This is a genomic window from Kineococcus rhizosphaerae (assembly GCF_003002055.1).
In the GTDB taxonomy this organism is placed as follows: Bacteria; Actinomycetota; Actinomycetes; order Actinomycetales; family Kineococcaceae; genus Kineococcus; species Kineococcus rhizosphaerae.
This window is the reverse complement of sequence record NZ_PVZF01000013.1, coordinates 16,220-39,836: the sequence shown is the minus strand read 5'-3', so window position 1 is coordinate 39,836 and position 23,617 is coordinate 16,220. Positions and strand designations below refer to the sequence as shown.

The following is a 23,617-nucleotide window of genomic DNA, read 5'->3' as shown; positions in this document are numbered from 1 at the left end:
CCCTCCTGTCGAGCCCCTGGGTGTGCTAGGGGATGGCCCGGACGAGAAGGACACCGCGTGACGTTGCTCGGGGACGGGGGTGCGGGCTCCGCCGTGGCCCCGCGGTCCCCGGGACACCCCGCGCGCGCCTCCCGCCGTCCCCGCGGCCGTCGCTCCCAGCTCACCCTGCTGATGCTGGCCTGTGACGGCCTGTGCGTGCTCGCCGTCGTCGCGCTGTTCGGCTCCAGCGCACCCGCGGTCGCCGTCTTCTCCGTGTCCGTGCTCGTCGTCCACGCCTTCGCCGGGCTCTACCGGGTTCGGCTGGACCTCAGCGTCCTCGACGACCTGCCGCTGCTGCTGAGCTCGACCCTGGCCGCGACGGGCGTCGCCGCGATCGTGCAGGTCGCCACCGGTCTGGGCACGCTCCAGGTCCGCGACCTGTGGATCGTCGTCGGGCAGACGCTGCTCGTCGCTGTCGCCCGCTCCGTCCTCTACGCCGTCCGCCGCCGGCAGCGGATCGCCGGCCGGGTCGCGGTGCGCACCCTCGTCGTCGGCTGCGGCGGGCTCGGCCTCCAGCTCGTCGAAGCCCTCTCCTCCGGTGAGCACGGCCTGCGGCCGGTGGGCTTCATCGACGACGACCCGCGGCTGCCCCCCGCGCAGCGGCCGCTGCCCGTCCTCGGCGGGATCGCCGACCTGCGCGAGCTCGTGCTGCGCCACCGCGCGGACGTCGTCGTCATCGCCTACTCCAACGTCCCGGAGATGATCGTCGTCGACGTCCTGCGCGGGTGCCAGGGGCTGGCCGTCGAGATCCTCGTCGTGCCCCGGTTCTGGCAGGTCACGCCCACGCACCGGCTCCTGCAGTCCGTCAACGGCGTACCGCTGGAGCAGCTGCGCCGGCCCGCCTTCCGCGCCCCCACGTGGGCCCTCAAGCGGGTCGTGGACGTCGTCGCCTCCTCGGCCGGGCTGCTGCTGGCCACCCCCGTCCTGGCAGTGTGCGCGCTCGCCGTGCGGCGCGAGGTCGGTGCGGGCGTGCTGTTCCGCCAGGAACGCGTCGGCCTGGACGGGCAGCGCTTCGAGCTGCTGAAGCTGCAGACCATGCGCCCCGACGTCGAGTCCGACACCCGCTGGAACGTCGAGGACCGCGTGGGACCCGTCGGTGGCTGGCTGCGGCGGACGTCGCTGGACGAGCTGCCGCAGCTGTGGAACGTCCTGCGCGGTGACATGTCGCTCGTGGGACCGCGGCCCGAGCGCCCGCACTTCGTCGAGCGGTTCAGCCGCGACCACGACGGCTACCTGTGGCGCCACCGCGTCCCCGCCGGCGTGACGGGCTGGGCTCAGGTCAACGGCCTGCGCGGGGACACCTCGATCGAGGCCCGGGCCCGCTTCGACAACCACTACGTCGAGAACTGGTCGCTGTGGCTGGACGTGAAGATCCTGCTGCGGACGGTCGTGCAGGTCCTCACCGCGGCGGGCCGGTGAGCGCGCGCGAGCCGCTCGTGCTCGTGCTGGGGACCGCGGACTGGAACGCCCCGATCGCGACGAACCAGCACCGCGCGGCGACGGCCTTCGCCCAGCGCTGGCCCGTGCTGTTCACCGAGGGCGCCGGGACCCGGCAGCTGCGGTGGTCCGACGCCCGGCGCGTGCTGCGCCGGCTGTCCCCGCGCCCCGCCACGGCCGGCCGCGCCCTGCCGGAGGGTCTGCACGTCGTGTCCCCCCGCCTCGTGCCCCACCACGCCGCCTCCACCCGCGCCCTCAACGGCGCCCTCCTGCACCGGCAGGTCCGCCGCTGGCTCGACCACGACGGCCCCCGCCTGCTGTGGACGTGCACGCCGTTCACCTACGGGTTGCACACCCGCGCCGACCGGACCGTCTACCACCTCGTCGACCTGCTGCACGAGAACCCCGGTGTGCACCGGGGCCGGCTGCTGGCCGCCGAGCGCGCTCTGGCCCGCGGCACGCACCTGGCGGTCGGGACGAGCCCGGTGATCGCCGGGCACCTGCGCTCCCAGGGCTTCGCCCCCGTCCGCTGCCTGCCCAACGTCGCCGACGTGGAGGTCTTCGCCGCCGCCCGCGCGCGCGGCCTGCCGCGCAGGCCCGTCGCCGTGTTCGCCGGGACGATCACCCGGCACAAGGTCGACCTGGACCTGCTCGCCGACCTGGCCGACGTGGTCCGGCTCCGGCTCGTCGGGCCCGTCGGCGACGTCGCGGGCCCGGCCTGGGAGCGGCTGCGCGCCCGCGCCGACGTCCTCGGGACGCTGCCCGCGAACGCGCTGGCCGCCGAGCTGGCGCAGGCCGCCGTCGGTCTCGTCCCGTACCGCGTCTCACCGCTGACCGCGGGGATCAGCCCCCTGAAGACGTACGAGTACCTCGCGGCGGGACTGCCCGTCGTGAGCACCGCCCTGCCGGCCGTCGAGGCCGTGCCCGGCGCCGTGTGGGTCGAGGACCGCGACGCCTTCGTGGCCCGCGTCCGCGACGTCCTCGCCGCACCGGGGGACCCCGAACGCACGGCCGTCCACGCCGAGGGCCACGACTGGACCACGCGCGGTCGCGAGCTACGCGCGCTCGCCGACGAGCTGCTCACGACCTGAGACCAGGCCCCGGACGACGCGCCGCCACCCCGGCACGAGCGCGCAGGCCCCGGCGAAGACGGCGAGCACCACCGCGCCGATCGCCGCGCACCCCGGCAGCCCGCCCCACGGGACGACGTGGGCCGCGCAGCCCGCGACCACCGCCACGGGCAGGCAGGACGCCGTCCACCGCAGCAGGAACCCGCCGACCCCCAGCGCCCGCGCCGCGACGACCGTCGTCACCACCGAACCCGCCGACGTCGCCAGCCCCAGGGTGACCGGCCCCAGCACCCCGTGCAGGCCCACGTTCACCGCGACCGTGACGAGCAGGCCCGCGACCAGCGCCAGCGCCGCCACGGCGTTGCGCCCGGCCGCGTTCAGCGCCTTGACCAGCACGTACGCCGTCGACTGCGCCCAGAACCCCACCCCGAACCCGGCCAGCACCGCCGCCGAGGTCCGCACGGCCCGCGCGTCGAAGGCCCCCCGGGCGTAGAGGACCTCGACCACGGGGGCCGCGCCCACCACCAGCACCACCGAGGCCGGGACCACGACCAGCAGGAGGCCGGGCAGCACCGGGGCCAGGCGCGCGCGGGCCGCGGACGCGTCGAGCCCGGCCAGCACGGCCAGCCCGGCCAGCCCCAGGGGGACCGCGAGCAGGTTGACCCCGGTGGTGGCGACGAACCGCGCGTAGTCGACGGCGGCGACGACCTCCTCGCCCAGCAGCGAGGCGACGACGCGCTCCAGGACGACGGAGGACTGCAGCACGACCGGCAGCAGCAGCAGCGGCCGCAGCCGCACCCAGAGCCGGTGGCGCAGCTCGCGGCCCACCCCTGGTTCCACGTGGAACACCGGAGGCAGCAGCCCGCGGCGGCGCAGCGACACGTGCCCCCAGGCGTGCAGACCCAGGTAGGCGGCCGCGAAACCGGTGGCCACCAGGACGGGGCGGTGCAGCAGCCAGGCCGCGGCCAGGGAGGCGATGAGCCCGGCGTTCTGCACGGTCGCGCGCACGCTGGACAGGGTGAACCCGCCGTGCGACATCTCCAGGTAGCTCAGCAGCGAGAACTGCAGGTAGCTCGGGATCCCCAGGGCCGTCAGCTGCAGGAACAGCGCGGCGCTCGCAGCCGTCGAGGGGTCCAGCCCGGGAGCGACGAGGCCGACCACCGGCCGCGCACCGGCGAGCAGCCCGACGGTGAGCACCGCCGCGAGCGCCCACAGCGCCGTCCGCAGCCCCCGGAACAGCACGGCCGCGCGGGCGGGGTCCAGGCCCCGGTGCAGCGGCAGGAACCCGGCGGTGAGGACGTCGGCCGTGAACAGGTCGACCGGGGACAGGGTCGCGGTCTGCGCCACCCGGGTCGCCGTGACGGGTGCGCCCGTCCCGTAGGCCGCGGCCAGCAGGACCTCGCGCAGCAGCCCGAGCAGCTTGCCCACCAGTCCGCCGAGCACGAGCCGGCGCACCGCCTGCCGCATCACGGGGCCCTCACCGGGCCCCCAGGAGGTCGGCGTACCGCGCGGCGACGCGGCGCAGGTCGTACCGCGCCGGCAGCAGGGACACGTCCGAGCGTCCCCGGGCCAGGACCTCGCGGACCGCGGCGAGGAGCTGCGCGTGGTCGGCGGCGTCCACGCGGGTCACGTCGGCGCCCTCGACGGGCGCGGTGGTCGAGGCGGTGACCACGGGGGTCCCGCAGGCCAGCGACTCCAGGACGGCCATCGGCAGCCCCTCGCGCCACTGCGACGTCAGCAGCGACACGTCGGCGGCCGCGAGCAGGGCCGGGACCCGGGACCGGTCGACGGCCCCGAGGAAGCGCACCCGGTCGGCCACCCCGAGCGAGGAGGCCAGCGCCTGCAGGGCCGGCCGGTCCGGTCCGTCCCCGGCCAGCACGAGCTGCGCCCCGGGCAGGTCGGGCAGCAGCCGGACGGAGCGGTCGACCCGCTTCTGCGGGTGCAGCCGCCCCACGACGAGCAGCACCTGCCCGCGCGGCCGCCCCGGCGCGGGCCGGAACACGTCGACGTCGACCCCGTTCTCGACCAGGTGCACCGGCGGCATCCCCACGAGCCGGCCCAGCGGGGGACGGGTCAGGGAGTCCGCGACGGCGGGACCGACGGCCACGACGTCGTCGAACTCCCGGTACGTCCGCGCGTCGCGCAGCAGGCCGTGCACGTTGTTCACCGCCGAGGCCGCCGGCCGCCACCGCCGGCTGCCGAGCTTGGAGGCCAGCTCCATGACGGAGGTGCCGTGCGCCTGCAGCACGCTGCGGGCCCCGAACCGGGCGGGCAGGTCGACCGCGCCGAAGGCGCCCGCGCTGACCGACAGGACCCCGCCGACCCCGCCCGCCTCGAGCTCGGCGAGCAGGGCCGCGCGCGAGGCCGACCACCAGGCGCGCGAGTACCGGCCGGGCGCGGTCCCGGGCAGCGCGCGGACCCGTCCGTCGACGGGGCCGGGCAGCGCCGTGGTGAGGACGGTGACGTCGACGCGCCCGGACAGCGCCCGGCACAGGTCCCACGCCACCGACTCCATCCCGCCGGCGTGGTGGAACGGCAGGCTGCGGGTGAGGACGACGACGCGGGTCACCGGCCGCCCACCCCCACGAGCCCGTCGAGCAGCTCCTCCAGCCGCGCGGTCTGCCGGTGCACGTCGAAGCGGGTCCGCACGTGCTGCGCGGCGGCCGCCCCCAGCGACCGGGCGAGGCCGTCGTCGTCGAGCACGCGCCGCAACGCCGCCGCCAGGGCCCGCGGGTCGCGTTCGGGCACGAGCAGGCCCGTCGTCCCGTCGACGACGGCCGAGGGGATGCCGCCGTGCCGGGTGGCGACGACGGGCCGCCCCAGCGCACCGGCCTCCAGGAGCACCTGCCCCAGCCCCTCCTCGTCGCCCGTCGGGCCCGTCGTGCTCGGCAGGCACAGGACCGCCGCCGACGCGACGCGGCGCAGGACGGCGGCGTGGTCCAGGGCGCCGGTGAACTCCACGTCCAGCCGCAGGTGCGCGGCCAGCCGTTCGAGGTCGGCCCGCAGCGGACCGTCCCCCACGCACGTCAAGCGCACCCCGGGCAGCTCGCTCAGGGCGTGGAACAGGTCCGCGTGGCCCTTCTTGGCGACCAGGCGCCCCACGTGCACGACGGTGCGCGCGGCGGGGACGACCGGAACCACCGGCAGCTCGTCCAGGTCGATGCCGAGGTGGTGCGTGCGCGTGCGCGCGGCGGGGAAGCCGCGGTCCAGGAGCCGGGAGCGCAGGTGGTCCGAGACGGGCAGGAACAGCTCCCCGCGCCGGGCCAGGGCCGCCCGGCGGCGCACGTAGGTGGCCCACGAGACCTTCCGGGCGCGCAGCAGGGCGGCGCTCGAGGTCGTGGCGTCGAAGCCGTGGAAGACGGTCGCCAGCGGCACCCCGGCCCGTCGCGTCGCGGGCAGCGCGCAGGCCGCCTCGACCCCGAAGTGCGCCAGCACGGCGTCGACGCGCAGCGAGCGCAGCAGGTCCGCGAGCGCGCGCGAGGACAGCCCCGCGGTGTGCAGGACCGCGGAGCGGGGGTCCAGGGCCGCCCCGTCGAGCCCGGCGGGCAGCGGGTCGCGCGAGACCAGGACCGGCTCCCAGCGGCGCAGGGCCCGCGCCTGGGCGAGCACGAACGGTTCGGACGGCAGCCCGAACGTGTGCCGGACGACGGCTACGCGGGGCACGGCACGGCCTCCTCGCGGGAGCGCAGCGCGGCCAGCCGGCTCGTGACGAGCCCGAGCAGCATCGCGAGCAGGATCATCGACTTGGCCTCGCCGTACACGGCCGTGTTGTCGCCCATGCCGTGGATCAGGACCCACCACCAGGCCCCGAGGGCGAAGGCCGTCGTGCGCCCGGCGGGGGTCCCGGCGTGGCGCACGACCGCCCGGGTCAGCACGACGAGGATCGTGACCGCCAGGGTGAGCAGCGCCGCGACCCCGGGCAGCCCGCTGTTCGCCCAGGCCGCGATGAACAGGTTGTGCGGCGGCAGCGCGGTGATGCCGAGGGACGCGAACTGCTCGATGGTCCGCGCCCAGCCCCCGAAGCCGAGCCCGAGCACGGCGTGCTCGCGGAACATCGTCAGGGCGAAGTCCCACATGGGCTGCCGGCTCTCCAGGCTCGCCGAGGAGGCGTCGGCGTACCCGGGCACCACCTTCTCCAGCAGCCTCGGCGCCTGCCAGACGCCCAGCCCGATCGCGGCGGCGGCCTGCGGCAGGAACCACTTCGCGCGCGGCCGGCCCAGGACCTGGACCCCGCGCACGGCCAGCGGCAGGACGAGGGCCAGGGCGGCGGCCGTCTTCGACCCGGTCGCGAAGGTGGCCGACCAGCAGACGAGGGCGCCGAGTCCGTACGCGCGCCGCCGCCGGCCCCGCAGCCCGACCCCGAGGGCCAGGAACCCGAACGTCGCGACGCCGAGGAACATCGAGGACACGTTGGCGTTGATGAAGAACCCGCCGGCCTTGGCCGGGTCGGTGACGTTGTTGGCGCCGCCGGCGAAGAAGGCCGTCATGGCGTCCGGCCCGACGATCAGCGTCGCCAGCGGCGAGGACAGGAACGTCGACTCCAGCGCGGGGGAGAGCCGGAAGGCCCACACGAGAACGGCGTCGAGCACGGCCCAGCCCAGGACCACGGTGAACGGCCCCGTCAGGGCCCCGGCCCGGCGGCGTTCGACGTCGGTGGCGTAGAGCGTCAGGAACGCGAACGACAGCAGCCGCGCGACCTCGAGGATCCCGGCCACGGGCACCGGGGACCAGGAGATCGCCAGCCCCTGCACGAGCGCGAGGAGCAGGACCGCGCCCAGGACGGGGTCCCGCACGGGCAGCTGCTTGCGCTCGAGCAGCCGGCAGACGGCGATGAGGATGACCCAGCACTGGCTCAGGGGCAGGTTCAGCGTCGCCAGCGGCCCCACGTACAGCTGGGGGACGGCCAGGAACGCCGCCACGAGCAGCCGGGTCCGGTCGCCGGCGGTCACGCAGAACAGCAGCCCGGTGAAGGCGGCGGCGAGCGCGAGGACGAGGGTGAGGATCACCGCGGGACTCCCGCGCGGTCACCGCCGCGGTCGTCGAGGGGGTCGTCGAGGCGGTCGTCGAGGTGGCCGGCGACCCAGGCCCGCACGCGCTCGCGGAAGCGGTCGACGTCGAAGGCCAGCGCGCGGCGGCGGCAGTCCTGCGGCCGGCAGGCCTGCGCCCGGGCGACGGCGGCGGCGAGCTCGTGGACGTCGAGGGCCTCGACGAGGGCACCGGTGACGCCGTCGAGGACCGTCTCCCCGGAACCGCCGCGGGCGGGGGCGACGACGGGGGTCCCCGAGGCCATGGCCTCCACGGGCACGATCCCGAAGTCCTCCACGGTGGGGAACAGCAGGACGTCCGCGCGGCGCAGCAGCTCGCGCACGGTCGCGGTCGACGGGCCGTCGAGGACGACGACGGGCACGCGCGCCGTGGCGGCCCGGGCGCGCAGGTCCGCGAGCAGGGGACCGCGGCCGGCGACGACGACCGGCCGGCCGAGCCGCTCGGCGACGTCGACGGCGAGCAGGTGGTTCTTGTAGGGCACGAAGCGCCCCAGGGCGAGCAGGAACCCCTCGGGCAGCTCGAGGGTGTCGGGGCCGTCGGCGGCGAAGGCGGCGACGTCGACGGGCGGGTGGACGACGACGGCCTCGCGGCCCCAGCACCGTTCGACGCGCCGGGCGACCTCGGCGCTGTTGGCGGCGAAGGCCGTCACCCCGCGGGCGGCGCGGCGGTCGACGGCGGCCAGGGCCCGGCGGGCGGGGGTCAGCAGCGCCGAGGTGCCGCGCCCGTCCAGCTCGGGGTTCCAGACGTACCGCGCGGGGGTGTGGACGTAGGCCAGGTGGACGCCGCCGGGCGCGACGAGCCGGTTGGACGTGGCGTACGCGTGGTGGGAGGTGACGACGAGGTCGTAGCTGCGCTGGACGTCGCGCGCGTGGGCGGCCCAGGCGGCCGGCATGAGCGGCAGGGTCAGGGCGCGGTGGTGGCGCCACGGGTCCAGCGCGGTCGTGCGGACCGCGCGTCCGCCCAGGTCGAGCCGGACGCCGGGTTCGGCGGTGAGGGCGTGCAGGTCGGCCCGGGGCCACAGCCCGGCGAGCACCTCGAAGACCTGCTCGGCGCCGGCGCGCGCGGCGATCCACTCGTGCACCAGCGCGGTGCGCGGTCCTGCCGCCGGGGTGCCCATGACGACCATCGGTCGGCAGCCCCGGCGCCGAACTGAGCGCGATCACGGCGCGTGCTAGCGTTTCCGCGTCGCGATCCGCGTTCTGGGGGAGGTCCGGAGTGAAGAAGCTGCTGCTGCTGGCACTGGTCGGCGGGGGCGTCTTCGCCTGGCGCCGCAGGGCGTCCCAGAAGGCCGAGCGCGACCTGTGGGCCGAGGCCACCGACACGGTGCGCTGACGTCCCGCTCCACCGGGGGCATGGCGCAATTGGTAGCGCACCTGCTTTGCAAGCAGGGGGTTAGGGGTTCGAGTCCCCTTGCCTCCACCCGGTCCTGAAGGCCCTCTCCCGCTGCGGGGGAGGGCCTTCGGCGTGCGCGGAGGCCTCCACGGGAGCACGCTCGGCGGGTGCTGGAGCGGTGGCGCGGGTCCTCGGTGCTGGTGCGGTCGATCACCGTGGGCGTGGTGTTCGCCGTGGTGCAGCTCGCCTCCTGGCCCTTCCTGCAGGGCGGCAGCCTCACCGGGGCCCTGGTCGGAGCGCTGATCGCCGGGGTCCTGTTCGGCACCGGGACGGGCCTCTGGATGCGTCGCCTGGACCGGCGGCCGGCACCGGCAGGTCTGGGCACCCTGGAGGAACCCGACCGGCGGGCGGTCCTGCGGGCCGCGTGGCGCGGTCCGCGACCGCGGGACGAGCGCGTCCGGAGGGCCGCGGTGGGCCTCGTGGAACACCGGCTGGGCACGGCGGTGCGCAACCGGCGCTGGGAGGTGCCGGTGTTCGTCGCCTTCGCCGTGCTGGAGGCGGGGACGGCGCTGGCGGACGGCGGCTGGGGCTGGTGGCTCGCGGTGGCGCTGTTCGTCGCCTTCGCGCTCGTCGCCGTCCTCGAACCGCGTCGGCTGCGGCGCCGGCTCGCTCGGCTGGACGGCTGACGCACCGTCCACCCGTGCGAGGGCCCCGTCGGCCCGGACCGGCCGGGTCGCGGCTGGCACCGCGGACCCGACCGGGGGGACGGGGTCAGTCCTTGCGGCCGCCCTCGGTGTCCTCGGTCGAGGACGTGCCCTCGGTCGTGGCGTCGAGGTCCACGTCGGTCCCGTCGTCCACCGCGGTGCCGGTCGCCACGCCCGGGATCGGGGTGACGTCGGCGACGGTGGCGTCGGTCGTCGACTGGTCGCCCGTCGCCTTCTCCAGGTTCTCGGTGCTCGCGGCGGCGGCCGGGGTCGTCGGCGTCGTCGTGGCGGGCGCGGGCGTCCAGGCGGCGCCCGGGGCCGACCACGGGTCCTCCTTCTGGGAGTTCCTCACGACCGCGTAGACGGCGGCACCGCCCGCTGCGACGAGGGTGAACACGAGGAACCGCTTGCCCGCGCGGCCCTTGCGCTTGGCGACGGCCTCGCCCTTCAGCACGGCGAGCGCGTCGCTGGAGCGCTGCGCGGCGACCTTCTTCGCGGCCTTGGCGGCCACCTTCCCCGCCTTGCGCGTGGCCTTGGCCCGGGTCTTGGCCTTGGTCTTGGCCTTCTCGGCGGACGTCGACGCCTTCTTGGCGGACGTCGTCACCGACGCCGCCACCGACTTCTCCAGCGACGCCTCGGCCTTCCTGCCCTCCTTGAGGGCGTCCTTGATCGTGTCGCGGGCCGAGGTCGAGGCCGCGACGGCGGCCGTGCCGGCGGCGGCGGCGACCGGGGCGGCGCTCTTCTGGGCGGCGGCGGCGGCGTCCTGGACGGCCTCGACGATCTTGGGCAGCAGGTCGTCGACGATCTTGTCGCGCGCGGTGTCCACGGCGGGGGACACGCGCTGGGCCGCGGCCCCCACGTGCGGGGCGGCCGTCTCGCGCGTGGTGTCCCAGGCCTTCTCGAGCCGGGGCTGGGCCCAGTCCACGGCGGACTCCACCGCCGGCGCGACCTTGCTCGCCAGCGCGACGGTGCCCGCCAGCGCGGTCCCCTTCTGCAGCTTCTCGATGCGGCTCTTGCTCGACGACATCCGATCCTCCTGTGCTCGTCCCCTGTGCTGTCGCGAACGTGCGGACTGCGCGACCCGTGCCCCACGCCGAACGATCACCAACCGACACCCAACCGCAGGTGGGCCCGTCCCGCCACCAGACGTCGGGGAGAGGGCGTGCGCGGCCCGTGGAAGGATGGGCGGCATGCACGCCACCCTGCACACCAACCACGGCGACATCCGCCTGGAACTGTTCGAGAACCACGCCCCCAAGACGGTGGCGAACTTCGTGGGCCTCGCCGAGGGCACGAAGGAGTGGCAGGACCCGGCCACCGGTGAGAAGAAGTCCCAGCCGTTCTACGACGGGCTGACCTTCCACCGCGTCATCGACGGCTTCATGATCCAGGGCGGCTGCCCGCGCGGCGACGGCCGCGGCGGCCCGGGGTACCAGTTCGACGACGAGATCCACCCCGACCTGCGCTTCGACAAGAAGTACCTGCTGGCCATGGCCAACGCCGGCAAGATCGCCGGTCACGGCACCAACGGGTCGCAGTTCTTCGTGACCGTCACGAACACCCCGCACCTCAACGGCAAGCACACGATCTTCGGTGAGGTCGCCGACGACGAGAGCCGCGCCGTCGTGGACGCCATCGCCACCGTGCCGGTCGGCCCGGGCGACGCGCCCCGCGAGCCCGTCGTGATCACGTCGGTCGACGTCGAGCGCGACTGACCTCACAGCTTGAGCACGAACGACGGGGGCGTCCCGCGCGTTGCACGTGACGTGAGCGACGTCCCCGTCTGTCCGCGCCACCCCGACCGCGAGTCGTGGGTCCGGTGCCAGCGCTGCGAGCGCCCGGCCTGCCCCCAGTGCCAGCGGCCCGCCGCCGTCGGCGTCCAGTGCGTCGACTGCGTCGCCGAGGCGAACAAGGGCGTCCGGCAACCGCGGGGCACGTTCGGCGGGGCGATCGCCTCGCGCGACACGGTGGTCACGAAGGTGCTCATCGGGCTGTGCCTGGTGATGTTCCTCGCCAAGCAGGTCATGCCGGCGAAGCTGTTCACCGAGCTGTCGCTCGTCAACGGGTACTACCTCGACGCCTTCAGCAACGGGCTGTGGTGGCAGCCGATCACCTCGGCGTTCCTGCACGCCAGCCTGCTGCACCTGCTGTTCAACGCGTACGCCCTCTGGGTCTCGGGGCAGTACCTGGAACCGCTGCTCGGGCGGGTCCGCTTCACCGCCCTGTACGTGATCTCCGCCCTGGGCGGGGCCGTGGGCGGGACCCTGCTGCCCGGGACGGCCGACAGCCAGCTCGTCGGTGCCTCGGGCGCGATCTTCGGCCTCTTCGCCGCGCTGTTCGTCGTGAACCGGCACCTGGGCCGGCAGACGGGTCAGATCCTCGCGCTGATCGTCATCAACTTCCTCATCGGCGTCTTCTACGCCGGGATCTCCTGGCAGGGCCACCTCGGGGGCCTGGTCACGGGTGCCCTCGTCGCGACGGCGATGACGCTCGGGCGCCGGCGCCACCCCGCGGTGCAGTGGGTGGGGACGGGAGCCGTGGCCGCCGTCGTGCTGGGCCTGCTCGGGTACGCGTCGACGCTGTACTGACCCGCTCCCCGCGTCACGACCGCGCTGCGCCCCGCAGCGCCCGGTCGATCCACTCCACCATGAGCGAGCGCTCGGCCAGGGTCAGCGCGGACATCCCGGGCACCGACGCCCGGAACGCGACGGTCGCGGAGTCGTCGCGGGCAGCGGGGACGTCGGTGAGGATCGCGGCGGCCAGGGCCTCCCACAGGGCCTCCCGCAGCCGGTCGTCCGGGCCGAGCTGCGACAACGTGACCACGGCCCCGTTGCCGGTCGCCGCGACGAGCTTGACGGCGAGGTCCTCGCCGACGCGCAGCCGGCCGGCCTCGGCGACCCGCTGCACGCGCCGCTCGAGCACCTGACGCCCCTCCCACGCGGCCGGGGTCGTCCGCTCCAGCAGGATCCGGAACAGCACGGGGTTGTCCACGCCGAACCCGACGTGGGTCTGCCAGCCGGCGTGCAGGTCCTCGACGGGGTCGAGGTCCTCGCGCGCGGACTTGCCCTGCACGTAGCGGGTCATGACGTGGTCGGCGACGGCGTCCAGGAGGCCGTCCTTGTCGGTGAACAGCCGGTAGATGGCCGGTGGCTGCACCCCGGCGGCCTGCGCGACGGCCCGGGTCGTGAACCCGGAGGCACCCTGGGTGGCCAGGAGGTCCGCGGCGACGCGGATGAGGTGGTCACGCAGAGCAATCGGTTCAGCCGTCACGTTCCAAAGGTATCGATGTGGTGCTACCGCCGTTCTCCATCCACAGGGGTTTCGCACACCTGTGCGAAAGCGGTCGTGATCGTCCCCAGTCGGTGGACAGCCCTGTGGACCCAGGAGCGGGTTTCCCACACTCGTCCACAGGTTGTGGATGAGTCGGTGGACAAAGGTTGTGGACGGGGCCGGTCGTCGTCCACACCCCGTCCCCAGCCCGGGAACGGGCGCAACCGGAGCGCCACGCCGTCCCGCGTCCTCCGCGCACCTCGACGGACGACCGGACCGACCACGTTCCGTCGCCGGAACGCAGCCTCGTCCTCCTCGTCCACCGCACGCGAAGGACCCCCGGACACGGTTGTCCGGGGGTCCTTCGCGTGCGGTGGACGGAAGACGGGGAGCCTACGGCCGCACGAGCGGGCCCGCCGCCGTCCCGGCCCCGTCCCAGGCGGCGGTCCGCTCGGCCAGCTCGTCCCAGAACGCGGGGCGCTGCGCCGGCGTCGGCGCCAGCCAGCCCTCCTCCATGTGCGTGCACACCGCCGGGTCCGCCGCCGCCAGCCGCCGGCGCCGCGACGGCCGGCGCAGGGAGCCGACGTCCACGGCCGTCCGGAAGACGACGAGGTAGGCCCTGCGGGCCAGCTTCACGGCCGGGTTCGAGGACGCGCCCTCGTGGTGGTCGACGAGGTCGCGCAGCGTGAACCGCGGGATCCCCTGCACGGCCAGCAGGCTCGTGTGGTCGAAGTCGCCGCCGGACAGGCAGCACACGACGAGCAGCGCGTGGTCCTCGCGCAGCGCCCCCACCCGGACGGCGAACGTGCTCGTCGTGCTCTCGTGCGGCACCCACCGCACGACGTCCGCGGGGACCTCGGACTCACCCCGGGCCGCGCGCGGCCGGCGCCACTGCGGCACCCGGCCCTCGATGTCGTCGTGCGTGCCGACCCCGTAGGGGGCGAAGTACTCGGCGCGGCGCTGGGCCGCCGTCTGCAGGAGCGAGGCCAGCGCGTCCGGCCGCCACAGGTAGTCGTCCTCGGCGAACAGCACCACGTCGTCCGGTGACCAGTCCGCGCGGACCGCCAGCTTCAGGCCCGCCAGGTAGCTGGCGCGGTTGCTGCCCCCCGTGATCGCGCGCACGCGGCCGTGGGGACGCATGAGCTCCAGGCGCGCCGCGGGGATCGGCCCGTCGTTGAGGAAGACGACGTCGACCGGCTCGCCCGCCTCCTCGACGGCGCGCAGGAAGGAGCGCAGCGCGAGGGTCTTGGAGTACCAGGACGGGCGACCCTTGGCGTTCTCCCCGCCGTGGGATCGGTAGACGACGTGCAGCACCAGGCCCCCTGGGGATCGCGGAAGGACGCGGTCAGCCTAACCGTCACGCGTGGGGAGGGTTCCCGTCACACGTTCAGGCGTCACCCGATGTGAGCAGTCGGACTGGTCCGGCGGGGCCTCAGCGCCACCGGGTCGTCATGCCGAAGCCGATCAGCACGAGCCCGAACCCGACCACCAGGTTCCAGTTGTCCCAGCCCGGCACCGGCAGCAGCGAGCTCGACAGGTAGAACACGACGATCCACGCCAGGCCCAGGACCATGAACCCGACCATCAGGTAGATCCACCAGCGCGGCGTCAGCTGGTTCTTGCGCTTGATCGCCCGGTCGGCGTCCGCGACGGCGTCGCCCGCCGTCGCGCGCCTGCGCGCCGCGGCGTCGGAGGACGTCACGTCGCCGGTCTCGTCGGACTTCTTGCGGCGGGGCACGTCGACCTCCAGTCGGGGGTGGGCGGGGGACGGGGTGCGTCACCTCCCGTCCAGCGTAGTGCGACGATCGGTGGGCAGGCCGTTCACGGGGGTAGTGGGTGAGAGTCACAGGGGGGCGGGTCGTCCGCCGGGCCGGTGTCGTGCTCGTGCTCGCCGCCGCCGGGCTCCTCTTCGCCACCAGCGCCCTGACCTCCGGCGGCACCGACCTGCGCTCGGAGTCCGCCGACCTCGGCTCCGTCGTCGCCCAGCGCTCGCGCGACAACGCCGCCGAGGCCGCCCGGGTCGCCGTCCTGCGCTCCGAGGTCGACGCCCTCAGCCGCGGCGGCACGACGACGGGCCAGGGCGAGGACCCCCTCGACGACCCCGCCCTCGGCGCCGCCTCCGGCGCCCTCGCCGTCCACGGCCCCGGCCTGAGCGTCACCCTCGACGACGCCCCCGACTCCGTGCGGCCCGCGAGCGCCTCCCCGGACGACCTCGTCGTGCACCAGCAGGACGTCGAGTCCGTCGTCAACGCCCTGTGGGCCGGCGGCGCCGAAGCCATGATGATCATGGACCAGCGGATCGTGTCGACCTCGGCCGTGCGCTGCGTCGGCAACGTCCTCGTCCTGCAGGGCCGCACGTACTCCCCGCCGTACACGATCAGCGCGATCGGTGACGTCACCCGGCTGCGGCAGGCGCTCGCGGACTCGGCGCAGATCGCGGTCTACCGCCAGTACGTCGCGGCCTACGGGCTCGGGTACCGGGTGGACGCGGCCACGGACCTGCGGCTGCCCGCGTTCGACGGGACGACGACCCTCACCTACGCGCGGGCGGGTGCCGCGTGATCCGCCGGACCACCTCGGTGCTCGGCGAGCTCCTGCTGACGGCCGGGGTGCTGACCCTGCTGTTCGTCGTGTGGCAGCTGTACTGGACGGACCTGACGTCGGGGAAGGTCCAGGCCGCGACGGTCTCCTCCCTGGAGCAGCGCTGGGGTCCCTCGACGCCGGCGCCGACCGCCCCGGCGACGCAGCCCGTGGCGGACCCGCCCGTGGACCCCGTCGCCGTGCCCGCGCTGGGGGACCCGTTCGCGATCGTCTACGTCCCGCGCTTCGGCGGCGACTACGCCGTGCCCGTCGTGGAGGGCACCGGCACCGAGGAGCTGAAGGACGGCATCGGGCACTACGTGCAGTCGGTCATGCCGGGGCAGGTCGGCAACTTCGCCATCGCCGGGCACCGGGTGACGTACGGCAAGCCGTTCAACCGGATCGCCGAGCTGCAGGACGGCGACGCCGTCGTCGTCGCGACGGCGACGCAGTGGCTGACGTACCGGGTGCGCTCGCACGAGATCGTCAGCCCGCAGCAGGTGTCCGTCATCGCGCCCGTGCCCGACCAGCCGGGCGTGACGCCCACGCAGGCGTGGCTGACGATGACGGCCTGCCACCCGATGCACTCGGCGCGCCAGCGCTACGTGGTCCACGCGCAGCTGGAGTCGGTGCGCGACCGTTCGGACGGCGAACCGCCGTCCCTGGCCCCGGTGGGGGACTGATGTACGCGGCGTGGTGGCGGGTCCTGCCGGGACCGTGGTGGCTGAAGGTGCTCATCAGCGCGGTGGTGGCGGCGGCCGTCGTGCTGTTCTGCTTCGAGGTCGTCTTCCCCGCCGTGGCCGACCGGCTGGCCATCAACGACGGGACGGTCGACGGGCGCTGAGGGTGCACGGACGCGCCGGTTCGTGAAGGCCTCGCGGACGCGCTGCGCAACTCTGCCGTCACCGTTCAAGGTGGGGGGTCGTCCGGCCGTACCGTGACGACGTGCCCACTTCCACTGACCGCGAGCCGCAGCGCGAGGTCCCCGGAGCCGGTCGCCGCGCCCGCGGCGCCCACTCCGACCACGCGCACGGCACCGCCTTCAAGGTGCTGCGCGGGTTCCTCGTCGCGGCCGTCGTCCTGACGGTCCTCGCGGCCGGGGGTGGGGTGTTCGCGTACTACAAGCTCCAGGGCAACATCAACGCCCAGGACCTCGGCAACCTCGTCGGGGCCAAGCCCTCGGACGAGTCGACGGTCGACCCGACCACGGGCCAGGACGCCGTCAACATCCTCGTCATGGGCAGCGACACCCGGGACCTGTCCGACGGCTCCGGCGACGAGTACGGCGGCGAGTCCGCCGACCCCGGCGCCCGCTCGGACACCACGGTGCTGGTGCACCTGGCCGCCGACCGCAAGAGCGCGACGCTGGTGAGCATCCCGCGCGACTCGATGGTCCAGATTCCGTCCTGCACGACGTCGGACGGGCAGACCACCAAGGCCCAGAAGGGCATGTTCAACTCCGCGTTCTCCCTCGGGGGCGCGGCGTGCACGATCAAGACGGTCCAGGCCCTGACGCAGGTGCCGATCGACCACTACGTCGTCGTCGACTTCTCCGGGTTCCGCTCGATGATCGACGCCCTGGGCGGGGTCACGATCTGCACCCCGGACGCGATCGACGACAAGGCGTCCAACCTGCACCTGACGGCGGGCACGCACGACGACGTGGACGGGGAGACGGCGCTGGCGTACGCGCGGGTCCGCCACATCGGCGACGGCTCGGACATCTCGCGCATCGGGCGCCAGCAGGCGCTGATGAGCTCGATGGTCCAGAAGGTCACCAGCTCGGCGATCCTGACCCGCCCGGACAAGCTGTACTCGTTCCTGGACGCCGCCACGAAGTCCGTCACGACGGACACGGGCCTGGCGAGCCTGTCGGAGATCGCGTCGCTGGCGCAGTCGCTGCAGAAGGTGCCCGCGAACGGCGTGCAGTTCGTCACGGTGCCGACGGAGGAGTACCCGGCGAACAAGAACCGGGTGCAGTGGACGCCGGCGGCGGCCACGCTGTGGCAGCAGATCCGCACCGACACCGCCGGCCCGGCGGCCTCGACGCCGACGGCCAGCGCCACGGCCGACCCCTCGACCAGCTCGGAGCTGCTGGTCGCGCCGTCGAAGATCTCCGTCCAGGTCCTCAACGTGGGCGGGACGGCCGGGGTCGCGGGCACGGTCTCGAAGGGGCTGACGGGCGTCGGGTTCGTGGGCGCGGGCACCGGCGACGGCACGGCGCACTCGGCGACCGCGGACGTGCTGGTGCGCTACGGCACGGGGCGGCAGGACTCGGCGAACACGGTCGCCGCGGCCCTGGGCGGGGCGACGACCCAGCTCGACGCGAGCCTGGGCAAGAACATCGTCGTCGAGGTGAAGTCCGTCGTGACGGTCACCGACGTGCGCTCGCGGGTGACGGGCACGCCCGCGGCGACGCCGACGCCGACCCCGACGATCACGGGCCGGGTCGCCTCGGACAGCATCTGCGCCTGAGCGCGCAGCCCCCACCGTTCGGTGGGGTCAGCGGACCAGCAGGAGCGCGGCGAGCGCGGCCAGGAAGGCCAGGACCGTCGCGACCGTGCGCACGAGGAAGAAGCGTTCCCAGCGGCCCCGCCAGACGGTCCAGTCGGCGGGCGGGGCCTCGGGCCGCCACCCGCTCATCCGCCGGTTGATCGGCAGGTCGCCCCGCAGCACCGCGACCAGTGCGGCGCCGGCGACGACCAGGGCCGAGCCGGCGACGACGGCGACGGCGGTGCGCCCGCCGAGGGCGGCCAGGAGCGTCTGGGCGAGCAGCGCGACGAGCCCGCTCAGGGTCAACGGGCGCATGAACGGCTCGAAGTGCCGGTCGGCCGACTGCTTGACGGTGACGTAGCTGCGGCTGTCCACGTCGCGCAGCGTCGGGTTCAGCGCGGCCAGACCGCTGAGGTGCACCCCGGCGGACAGGCCGAGGAGCACGACACCCGCCGCGCTCACCACGAGCAGGACCGTGCTCACGGCCGGTGCCCGCGGTGGGCAGGGCGACGGGACACGGACCCTCCCCGGTGAGCACGACGGTTCGTCCTGGCACCGGAGGATGCGCGGGGACGACGTCCCGGTCAAGGGGCAGCGCCGTCACGACGCCCCGCGTCGGTTCAGCCCACCCGCACCGGCACCCCGGTGATGAGCGACTCCTGCGCCGCGTCCGCCACCTTGGAGGCCGCGACGGCGTCCTCGGGCCGGCACAGCTCCCCGTCGATCCCGCGGACGAGGTCGGCGAAGGCGGCGATCTCGGCGCGGTAGGCGTCGGCGAAGCGCTCGGCGAACGTGGTGTGCGGGGTGCCGCCGGGGAAGGTGACGCCGGGTTCGGCCGAGCGCAGCGCGGTGCGCTCGTCGAGGCCGACCTCGATCGAGCCCTTGGAGCCCTGCAGCTCGAGCCGGACGTCGTGGCCGGCGCCGTTGTAGCGCGAGGCGGTGACGACGGCGAGGGTCCCGTCGTCGAGGGTGCAGACGGCCAGCGCGGAGTCGACGTCGCCGACCTCCCCGATGGCGGGGTCGCCGTTGTTGGAGCCGCGCGCGTAGACCTCGACGACCTCGCGGCCGGTGATCCAGCGGATGACGTCGAAGTCGTGGACGCTGCAGTCGCGGAACAGCCCGCCGGAGGTGGCCAGGAACGACACCGGCGGGGGTGTGACGTCGCAGGTCACGGCGCGGATCGCGTGCAGCCAGCCGAGCTCGCCGGCGGTGAAGGCGCGCTTGGCCTCCAGGTACCCGGCGTCGTAGCGGCGCTGGTGGCCGATGCGGACGACGCCGTCGCGGCGGGCGATGAAGTCCAGGACGGGCAGCGAGAGGGCGACGTCGGGGGCGACGGGCTTCTCGGAGAAGACGGGGATCCCGGCCTCGACGCCGGCGCGGATCAGCTCGGGGTGCTGGGCGGTGCCGGTGGCCACGACGAGGCCGTCGATCCCGGCGGCGAGCAGGGCCTCGACGTCGGCGGCCGAGTCGGCGCCCACCTCGGCGCCGACCTGCCGCGCGCGGTCGGCGTCGACGTCGGTGACGGTGAGCCGCCCGACGCCGGGGGTGGCGACGATGGTGTGGGCGTGCATGACGCCGATGCGACCGACACCGGCCAGGCCGAGGTGGAGATCGGACATGTTCGGGAGCTCCTCGCTGAGTATTGGACCGGTCCAACGCGGTCTACGATCAGGCGTTCCGACCCAGCTGTCAAGGAGGCCGCGTGACCCGCCCGACCATCCGCAGCGTCGCAGCGCGCGCCGGCGTCTCCAAGTCGCTCGTCTCCCTCGTCCTGCAGGGCTCCCCGAAGGTCTCCGACGAACGGCGCGCCGCCGTCCTGGCTGCGATGGACGAGCTCGGCTACCGCCCCGACCCCACCGCGCAGAGCCTCGCCCAGGGCCGCACGCGCGCCATCGGCCTCGTCCTCGACGACCTGCGCAACCCCTGGTTCGTCGACGTCCTCGAGGGGCTGCGCCCCGTCCTGCGGGAGGCGGGGCTGCGCCCGGTCCTGGCCGAGTCCCGCAGCGAGCCCGAGGCCCCCCGCACCTTCGCCGACCTGCGCGTCGACGGCCTCGTCGTCATCGGCACCCTGCCCGACCTGTCGGTGGTCGCGGAGGTCGCCGAGACCGTCCCGACCGTCCTGGCCGGCACCCGCCTCGACCCCGGCGACCCCCTCGACGTCGACGTCGTCGCGGGGGACGACGCGGCCGGGACCCGGCTGGCCGTCGAGCACGTCCTGGCCCTGGGGCACCGGCGGGTCGCGCACGTCGGCGGCGAGGGCCCCGTCGGCCGTCTGCGCCGGCAGGCCTTCGAGCGGGCCGTGGCCGACGGGGCGGGGGAGCCCCTCGTCGAGCTCGGCGCCATGACCGAGGACGCCGGGCACCGCGCGGGGCTGGCGCTGCTGTGCCGCGAGGACCCCCCGACCGCCGTCGTCGCCGCCAACGACGCCGTCGCCGTCGGGGTCCTGGCCGCCGCGGCCGACCTGGGCGTGGACGTGCCGGGACGGCTGTCGGTCGTCGGCTACGACGACACCTCCACCGCCCGGCTGCGCGCGGTGTCGCTGACCAGCGTCGACAACTCCGCCCACGAGGTCGGTCGGCTGGCCGCCGTCCGGCTGCTCGCCCGGCTGGCGGACCCCGGTGCCCCCGCGGACCTGCAGCTGGTCGCGCCGCGGCTCGTGGTGCGGGCGACGACGGCCCCGCGAGGCGCGAGGATGACCGGGTGATCACCGACGACGCGCCCTGCCCCTGCGGTTGGGGCGAGCCCTTCGCCGGCTGCTGCGGCCGCTACCTCTCCCGGGGCGCCGAGGCCGACGCCCCGACGGCCGAGGCCCTCATGCGCTCGCGCTACACCGCCTTCGTCGTGGGCGACGTGGAGCACCTGCTGCGCAGCTGGCACCCGTCCACCCGCCCGGCCGACCTCGACCTGGACCCGGACGTGGAGTGGAAGCGGCTCGTGGTCCTGGGCACCGACCGGGGCAGCCCCTTCGACGACGAGGGGACCGTCGAGTTCGAGGCCCACTACCGCCTCAGCGGACGCCGGGGCGTGCAGCACGAGGCGTCGGCCTTCGTGCGCGCGCAGGGGCGTTGGGTGTACGAAGGGCCGATCGGAAACCGAGTCGCGTGATCGTCGCGGTTCCTACACGCTGAGTCACGGACTGGGAGCGGAAAGCAACATCACGAGGGAAGGAGTCCCGTGAAGCTGGACTGGCTGAAGGACGTGGCCCTGGATCCGGGGCCGCACGTCACCGTCTACACCGACGCCACCAGGGACCGGGAGACCGGAGCCCACGACATCGACCTCCGCTGGCACGAGGCCCGCACCGCCCTCGCCGGTCAGGGCGCCCCCGAACCGGCCCTCGTCGCCCTCGACGCCGTCGCCACCGAACCCACCGGCGTCGGCGGCCACGTCGGCCGCGCCATGATCGCCACGGCCACCGGCCTCGAGCTCGACGTCGTCCTGCCGGCACCGCCGCCGCAGGAGGAGGCCACCACCGGCCCCGTCGCCCACCTCATGCCCCTCGTCCGCTCCACCGCCGACGACGTCCGCTACGTCCTCGTCGAGCTCGACCGCGCCGGCGCCGACATCACCGTCACCAGCTCCGGCGCTCTGCGGGCCGCCGACGTCCACTCCGTCGAGGGCGGGCACGACCTGCTCCACAAGGGCTCCGGCGACAACCGCGCCGAGCACCGCTACCAGCACGCCGTCCAGGACTCCTGGGACCACAACGCCGCCGCCGTCGCCGACGACGTCGCCGATCTCGTGCGCCGCGAGCACCCCGACGTCGTCCTCGTCACCGGCGACGCCAAGGCCGTCGCCGCGTTCAAGGACAAGGCCCCGGTCGCCCTCACCCAGCTCCTGTGCGAGGTCAAGGGCGGCGGCCGCGCCGCCGGGACCCGCGAACGGGCCTTCACCGCCAACGTCGCCCACGCCCTCGACGAGGTCCGCACGCGCCGCCGGCAGGCCGTCGTCGACCGCTTCGTGCAGGAGCGCGGCCGCCAGGGCCGGGCCGTCGAGGGCCTCGGACCCGTCGTCGCCGCCCTGCGCGCCGGCCAGGTCGCGACCCTCCTGCTCCTCGACGACCCCACCGCCACCGGCCACCTGTGGGCCGGGACGGGTCCCCTGGAGCTGGCCACCACGACCACCGACCTGCACGCGATCGGCGTCCGCGACGTCGAGGAGGTCCGCACCGACGCGGCCCTCGTGCGTGCCCTGGCCGCCTCCGACGCCGAGATCGAGCTCGTCCCGCGCCCCGAGGAGGACGGGCAGGAGCCCCTGCTGGCCATGGCCGACGGCATCGGCGCCCTCCTGCGGTACACCACCTGAGCGTCCGCGCGGGAATCGGCACGTTGACTCCCCGGTCTCGATGACCGGGGCCGTTGAGTCAACGTGCCGCTTCCAAGCCGGGTACCCTCCGAGTCTCTGACCTGGGAGGACGACACACCGTGATGGGCCCGGCGCACGCCGCCAGCGGGTTGGCGGCGGGAGCCCTGACCCTCGGCCTCGCCTCGACGCACCTCGGCATCGACCGACCCCTCGAACAGCTCGCGTGGGTCGTCGCCTGCGGCGGCTTCGCCTACCTGCCCGACCTCGACCAGAAGGGTTCCACCGCCGGCTCCATGTGGGGCCCGCCCACCCGCTGGCTGTCGCGGGCCATCGGCGTCCTCGCCCGCCGCCACCGCGGCGGCACCCACGACGTCGTCGTGGCCCCGCTCGCCTTCGGCCTGCTCGCCGCGTTCGCCGCGAGCAACCACTGGTCGGCGCTGGTCGTGCTCGCGCTGGGCATCGGCCTGGCCCTGCACTCCGTCGCCCAGTACATCCCCGGCGACACCGAGAAGACCGCGCTGGGCAACCTCGTCGTGTCCTTCGCCGCCGCCTGGTGGCTGACGAAGCAGGGCGTCGTGGTGCCCTGGCTGCCCGTCGCGGTCGCCGGCGGCGTCGTCGTCCACGTCGCCGGCGACGCCCTCACCACCGACGGTGTGCCCGTGCCGTTCACGACGTGGCTGCGCAAGAAGCCCGTGACGGTGGGGTTGCGGCTGTTCCGCGCCGGCCGCGGGCCCGAACCGCTGCTGCAGTACTTCGTTTTCCCGGTGCTGACCGTGCTCGGGCTGGTGCGCTACGTCGAGCCGGTGCGCAACCTCCTGATCCCGCTCGTGTGACGGGGCGCGCCCGCGGCCCGGCATACTGGTGCCGTGGCGAGACAACCCTGGTGGCGGGCGACGAAGACGCTGGAGCAGTCCCGGCGCTCCGGGCTGTTGTACGCGGTCCTGGCCGCGCTGTCCTGGGGCGTGGTCGTCACCGACGCCGGCCCCCTGGCCTGGCTGGCGGCGCTCGCCTTCAGCGCGGGGGCCGTCTACTTCCTCGCCGCGTGGCGGGTCCGGCGCTCGCGCGAGGGGGAGTGACCCACCCCGTCAGGTGAGCTGCTCCCCGCTCGTCCGGGGCCGGACGATCAGCCCGGCGGTGCGGGCGGCCGAGATCACGGCTGCGGTGCTGCCGACGTCGAAGCGGTCCCGCAACCCGGCCACCGTCCGGGTCACGGTCTCCACGTCCAGGGAGAGCTCGGCTCCCGCACCCACGAGGGACCGCCCGTCGGCGACGAGTTCGAGCAACCGTCGTTCGAGCGCGGACAACGCAGGCGCCGGGTCGCTCACGGATGGACTCCCAGTC

At 74.9% G+C, this 23,617-nt stretch carries 27 protein-coding genes and 1 tRNA gene; 16 read left to right on the top strand and 12 right to left on the bottom strand.

Annotated features, from left to right (window positions below; translation table 11 throughout):
• Positions 1 to 57 precede the first annotated feature (57 nt).
• Both CLV37_RS21520 and CLV37_RS21515 read left to right on the top strand, forming a co-directional pair.
• Complete coding sequence (locus CLV37_RS21520; protein ID WP_106214326.1) at positions 58 to 1,458, top strand: sugar transferase; 1,401 nt, start codon at positions 58 to 60, stop codon at positions 1,456 to 1,458.
• Positions 1,455 to 2,567 carry a glycosyltransferase gene (locus CLV37_RS21515; protein WP_106214324.1) on the top strand — a complete coding sequence of 371 codons (1,113 nt, stop codon included), beginning with the start codon at positions 1,455 to 1,457 and terminating at the stop codon, positions 2,565 to 2,567. The genes CLV37_RS21520 and CLV37_RS21515 overlap by 4 nt, the downstream gene beginning before the upstream one ends.
• Here the strand turns inward: CLV37_RS21515 and CLV37_RS21510 are convergent.
• The 5 genes from CLV37_RS21510 to CLV37_RS21490 are packed head-to-tail and all read right to left on the bottom strand — an operon-like array spanning position 2,532 to position 8,709.
• Complete coding sequence (locus tag CLV37_RS21510; protein WP_245885580.1) at positions 2,532 to 4,013, bottom strand: lipid II flippase MurJ; 1,482 nt, start codon at positions 4,011 to 4,013, stop codon at positions 2,532 to 2,534. The genes CLV37_RS21515 and CLV37_RS21510 overlap by 36 nt on opposite strands.
• Positions 4,014 to 4,023: 10 nt before the next feature.
• The gene (locus tag CLV37_RS21505; RefSeq protein ID WP_106214320.1) at positions 4,024 to 5,115 is read right to left on the bottom strand and encodes a glycosyltransferase family 4 protein; all 1,092 of its coding nucleotides are present in this window, start codon (positions 5,113 to 5,115) and stop codon (positions 4,024 to 4,026) included.
• The gene (locus tag CLV37_RS21500) at positions 5,112 to 6,209 is read right to left on the bottom strand and encodes a glycosyltransferase (RefSeq protein ID WP_106214318.1); all 1,098 of its coding nucleotides are present in this window, start codon (positions 6,207 to 6,209) and stop codon (positions 5,112 to 5,114) included. The genes CLV37_RS21505 and CLV37_RS21500 overlap by 4 nt, the downstream gene beginning before the upstream one ends.
• Positions 6,197 to 7,552: an O-antigen ligase family protein gene (locus tag CLV37_RS21495; protein ID WP_106214316.1), complete on the bottom strand. Its 1,356-nt coding sequence runs from the start codon at positions 7,550 to 7,552 to the stop codon at positions 6,197 to 6,199. Before CLV37_RS21495 ends, CLV37_RS21500 begins: the two co-directional genes overlap by 13 nt.
• Complete coding sequence (locus CLV37_RS21490) at positions 7,549 to 8,709, bottom strand: glycosyltransferase (RefSeq protein ID WP_170127417.1); 1,161 nt, start codon at positions 8,707 to 8,709, stop codon at positions 7,549 to 7,551. The genes CLV37_RS21495 and CLV37_RS21490 overlap by 4 nt, the downstream gene beginning before the upstream one ends.
• A gap of 98 nt (positions 8,710 to 8,807) precedes the next feature.
• Between CLV37_RS21490 and CLV37_RS28210 the strand changes: the two genes are divergently transcribed.
• The 3 genes from CLV37_RS28210 (at position 8,808) to CLV37_RS21480 (ending at position 9,610) form a co-directional block, all read left to right on the top strand.
• Positions 8,808 to 8,924: a DLW-39 family protein gene (locus tag CLV37_RS28210; RefSeq protein WP_211298846.1), complete on the top strand. Its 117-nt coding sequence runs from the start codon at positions 8,808 to 8,810 to the stop codon at positions 8,922 to 8,924.
• Between the two features lie 14 nt (positions 8,925 to 8,938).
• Positions 8,939 to 9,011 (top strand) — tRNA-Ala (locus CLV37_RS21485).
• A gap of 80 nt (positions 9,012 to 9,091) precedes the next feature.
• Positions 9,092 to 9,610 carry a hypothetical protein gene (locus tag CLV37_RS21480; protein WP_106214312.1) on the top strand — a complete coding sequence of 173 codons (519 nt, stop codon included), beginning with the start codon at positions 9,092 to 9,094 and terminating at the stop codon, positions 9,608 to 9,610.
• A gap of 85 nt (positions 9,611 to 9,695) precedes the next feature.
• On the opposite strand, the gene CLV37_RS21475 is transcribed toward CLV37_RS21480, so the two are convergent.
• Complete coding sequence (locus CLV37_RS21475; protein WP_106214310.1) at positions 9,696 to 10,655, bottom strand: hypothetical protein; 960 nt, start codon at positions 10,653 to 10,655, stop codon at positions 9,696 to 9,698.
• A 163-nt stretch (positions 10,656 to 10,818) separates the two neighbouring features.
• Here CLV37_RS21475 and CLV37_RS21470 point away from each other — a divergent pair, with 163 nt between their 5' ends.
• Positions 10,819 to 11,343: a peptidylprolyl isomerase gene (locus CLV37_RS21470; protein WP_106214308.1), complete on the top strand. Its 525-nt coding sequence runs from the start codon at positions 10,819 to 10,821 to the stop codon at positions 11,341 to 11,343.
• A gap of 51 nt (positions 11,344 to 11,394) precedes the next feature.
• Complete coding sequence (locus CLV37_RS21465) at positions 11,395 to 12,216, top strand: rhomboid family intramembrane serine protease (protein WP_106214306.1); 822 nt, start codon at positions 11,395 to 11,397, stop codon at positions 12,214 to 12,216.
• Positions 12,217 to 12,229: 13 nt separating this feature from the next.
• Here the strand turns inward: CLV37_RS21465 and CLV37_RS21460 are convergent, their stop codons facing one another.
• From CLV37_RS21460 to CLV37_RS21450, 3 genes are all read right to left on the bottom strand, one after another.
• A complete protein-coding gene (locus CLV37_RS21460) occupies positions 12,230 to 12,898 on the bottom strand; it encodes a TetR/AcrR family transcriptional regulator (RefSeq protein ID WP_106214304.1) in 669 nt (222 codons plus the stop codon).
• Between the two features lie 393 nt (positions 12,899 to 13,291).
• Positions 13,292 to 14,212 (bottom strand): glycosyltransferase family protein, encoded by a 921-nt coding sequence (locus CLV37_RS21455; protein ID WP_106214302.1) that lies wholly within the window; start codon positions 14,210 to 14,212, stop codon positions 13,292 to 13,294.
• 118 nt (positions 14,213 to 14,330) lie between these two features.
• Positions 14,331 to 14,636: a cell division protein CrgA gene (locus CLV37_RS21450; RefSeq protein ID WP_211298845.1), complete on the bottom strand. Its 306-nt coding sequence runs from the start codon at positions 14,634 to 14,636 to the stop codon at positions 14,331 to 14,333.
• Positions 14,637 to 14,734: 98 nt separating this feature from the next.
• Here CLV37_RS21450 and CLV37_RS21445 point away from each other — a divergent pair, with 98 nt between their 5' ends.
• From CLV37_RS21445 to CLV37_RS21435, 4 genes are all read left to right on the top strand, one after another.
• Entirely contained in the window at positions 14,735 to 15,460 is a 726-nt protein-coding gene (locus CLV37_RS21445; protein ID WP_106214300.1) for a DUF881 domain-containing protein, read from the top strand.
• Positions 15,457 to 16,161, top strand: coding sequence for a class E sortase (locus CLV37_RS21440; RefSeq protein WP_106214298.1), 705 nt, complete (start codon positions 15,457 to 15,459; stop codon positions 16,159 to 16,161). The genes CLV37_RS21445 and CLV37_RS21440 overlap by 4 nt, the downstream gene beginning before the upstream one ends.
• Positions 16,161 to 16,322 carry a hypothetical protein gene (locus CLV37_RS27805; RefSeq protein WP_170127416.1) on the top strand — a complete coding sequence of 54 codons (162 nt, stop codon included), beginning with the start codon at positions 16,161 to 16,163 and terminating at the stop codon, positions 16,320 to 16,322. Before CLV37_RS21440 ends, CLV37_RS27805 begins: the two co-directional genes overlap by 1 nt.
• A gap of 101 nt (positions 16,323 to 16,423) precedes the next feature.
• Positions 16,424 to 17,953 carry an LCP family protein gene (locus CLV37_RS21435; protein WP_106214296.1) on the top strand — a complete coding sequence of 510 codons (1,530 nt, stop codon included), beginning with the start codon at positions 16,424 to 16,426 and terminating at the stop codon, positions 17,951 to 17,953.
• Between the two features lie 27 nt (positions 17,954 to 17,980).
• Here CLV37_RS21435 and CLV37_RS21430 read toward each other — a convergent pair whose 3' ends face one another.
• Complete coding sequence (locus CLV37_RS21430; protein ID WP_106214295.1) at positions 17,981 to 18,454, bottom strand: anthrone oxygenase family protein; 474 nt, start codon at positions 18,452 to 18,454, stop codon at positions 17,981 to 17,983.
• Positions 18,455 to 18,591: 137 nt separating this feature from the next.
• Positions 18,592 to 19,590, bottom strand: a complete 999-nt coding sequence (locus tag CLV37_RS21425; RefSeq protein ID WP_106214293.1) for a Gfo/Idh/MocA family protein — start codon at positions 19,588 to 19,590, stop codon at positions 18,592 to 18,594.
• 83 nt (positions 19,591 to 19,673) lie between these two features.
• On the opposite strand from CLV37_RS21425, the gene CLV37_RS21420 reads away from it, so the two are divergent.
• The 5 genes from CLV37_RS21420 (at position 19,674) to CLV37_RS21400 (ending at position 23,352) form a co-directional block, all read left to right on the top strand.
• Complete coding sequence (locus tag CLV37_RS21420; protein WP_106214291.1) at positions 19,674 to 20,675, top strand: LacI family DNA-binding transcriptional regulator; 1,002 nt, start codon at positions 19,674 to 19,676, stop codon at positions 20,673 to 20,675.
• On the top strand, positions 20,672 to 21,076 hold the full coding sequence (locus tag CLV37_RS21415; protein WP_106214289.1) for a YchJ family protein: 405 nt from the start codon (positions 20,672 to 20,674) through the stop codon (positions 21,074 to 21,076). The genes CLV37_RS21420 and CLV37_RS21415 overlap by 4 nt, the downstream gene beginning before the upstream one ends.
• Before the next feature lie 69 nt (positions 21,077 to 21,145).
• Positions 21,146 to 22,276, top strand: a complete 1,131-nt coding sequence (locus CLV37_RS27150) for a baeRF2 domain-containing protein (RefSeq protein ID WP_146149531.1) — start codon at positions 21,146 to 21,148, stop codon at positions 22,274 to 22,276.
• A 122-nt stretch (positions 22,277 to 22,398) separates the two neighbouring features.
• The gene (locus tag CLV37_RS21405; protein ID WP_245885567.1) at positions 22,399 to 23,109 is read left to right on the top strand and encodes a metal-dependent hydrolase; all 711 of its coding nucleotides are present in this window, start codon (positions 22,399 to 22,401) and stop codon (positions 23,107 to 23,109) included.
• Positions 23,110 to 23,142: 33 nt separating this feature from the next.
• Entirely contained in the window at positions 23,143 to 23,352 is a 210-nt protein-coding gene (locus CLV37_RS21400; RefSeq protein WP_106214286.1) for a hypothetical protein, read from the top strand.
• A 9-nt stretch (positions 23,353 to 23,361) separates the two neighbouring features.
• Here the strand turns inward: CLV37_RS21400 and CLV37_RS21395 are convergent, their stop codons facing one another.
• Positions 23,362 to 23,601 carry a helix-turn-helix domain-containing protein gene (locus tag CLV37_RS21395; protein ID WP_146149530.1) on the bottom strand — a complete coding sequence of 80 codons (240 nt, stop codon included), beginning with the start codon at positions 23,599 to 23,601 and terminating at the stop codon, positions 23,362 to 23,364.
• Positions 23,602 to 23,617 lie beyond the last annotated feature (16 nt).

Excerpts from the sequence above, each read along its gene's own strand:
- CLV37_RS21510 (WP_245885580.1), bottom strand. The coding sequence starts at position 4,013 with ATGCGGCAGGCGGTGCGCCGGCTCGTGCTCGGCGGACTGGTGGGCAAG.
- CLV37_RS21490 (WP_170127417.1), bottom strand. The coding sequence starts at position 8,709 with ATGGGCACCCCGGCGGCAGGACCGCGCACCGCGCTGGTGCACGAGTGG.
- CLV37_RS21475 (WP_106214310.1), bottom strand. The coding sequence starts at position 10,655 with ATGTCGTCGAGCAAGAGCCGCATCGAGAAGCTGCAGAAGGGGACCGCG.
- CLV37_RS21470 (WP_106214308.1), top strand. The coding sequence starts at position 10,819 with ATGCACGCCACCCTGCACACCAACCACGGCGACATCCGCCTGGAACTG.
- CLV37_RS27805 (WP_170127416.1), top strand. The coding sequence starts at position 16,161 with ATGTACGCGGCGTGGTGGCGGGTCCTGCCGGGACCGTGGTGGCTGAAG.
- CLV37_RS21425 (WP_106214293.1), bottom strand. The coding sequence starts at position 19,590 with ATGTCCGATCTCCACCTCGGCCTGGCCGGTGTCGGTCGCATCGGCGTC.
- CLV37_RS21405 (WP_245885567.1), top strand. The coding sequence starts at position 22,399 with ATGGGCCCGGCGCACGCCGCCAGCGGGTTGGCGGCGGGAGCCCTGACC.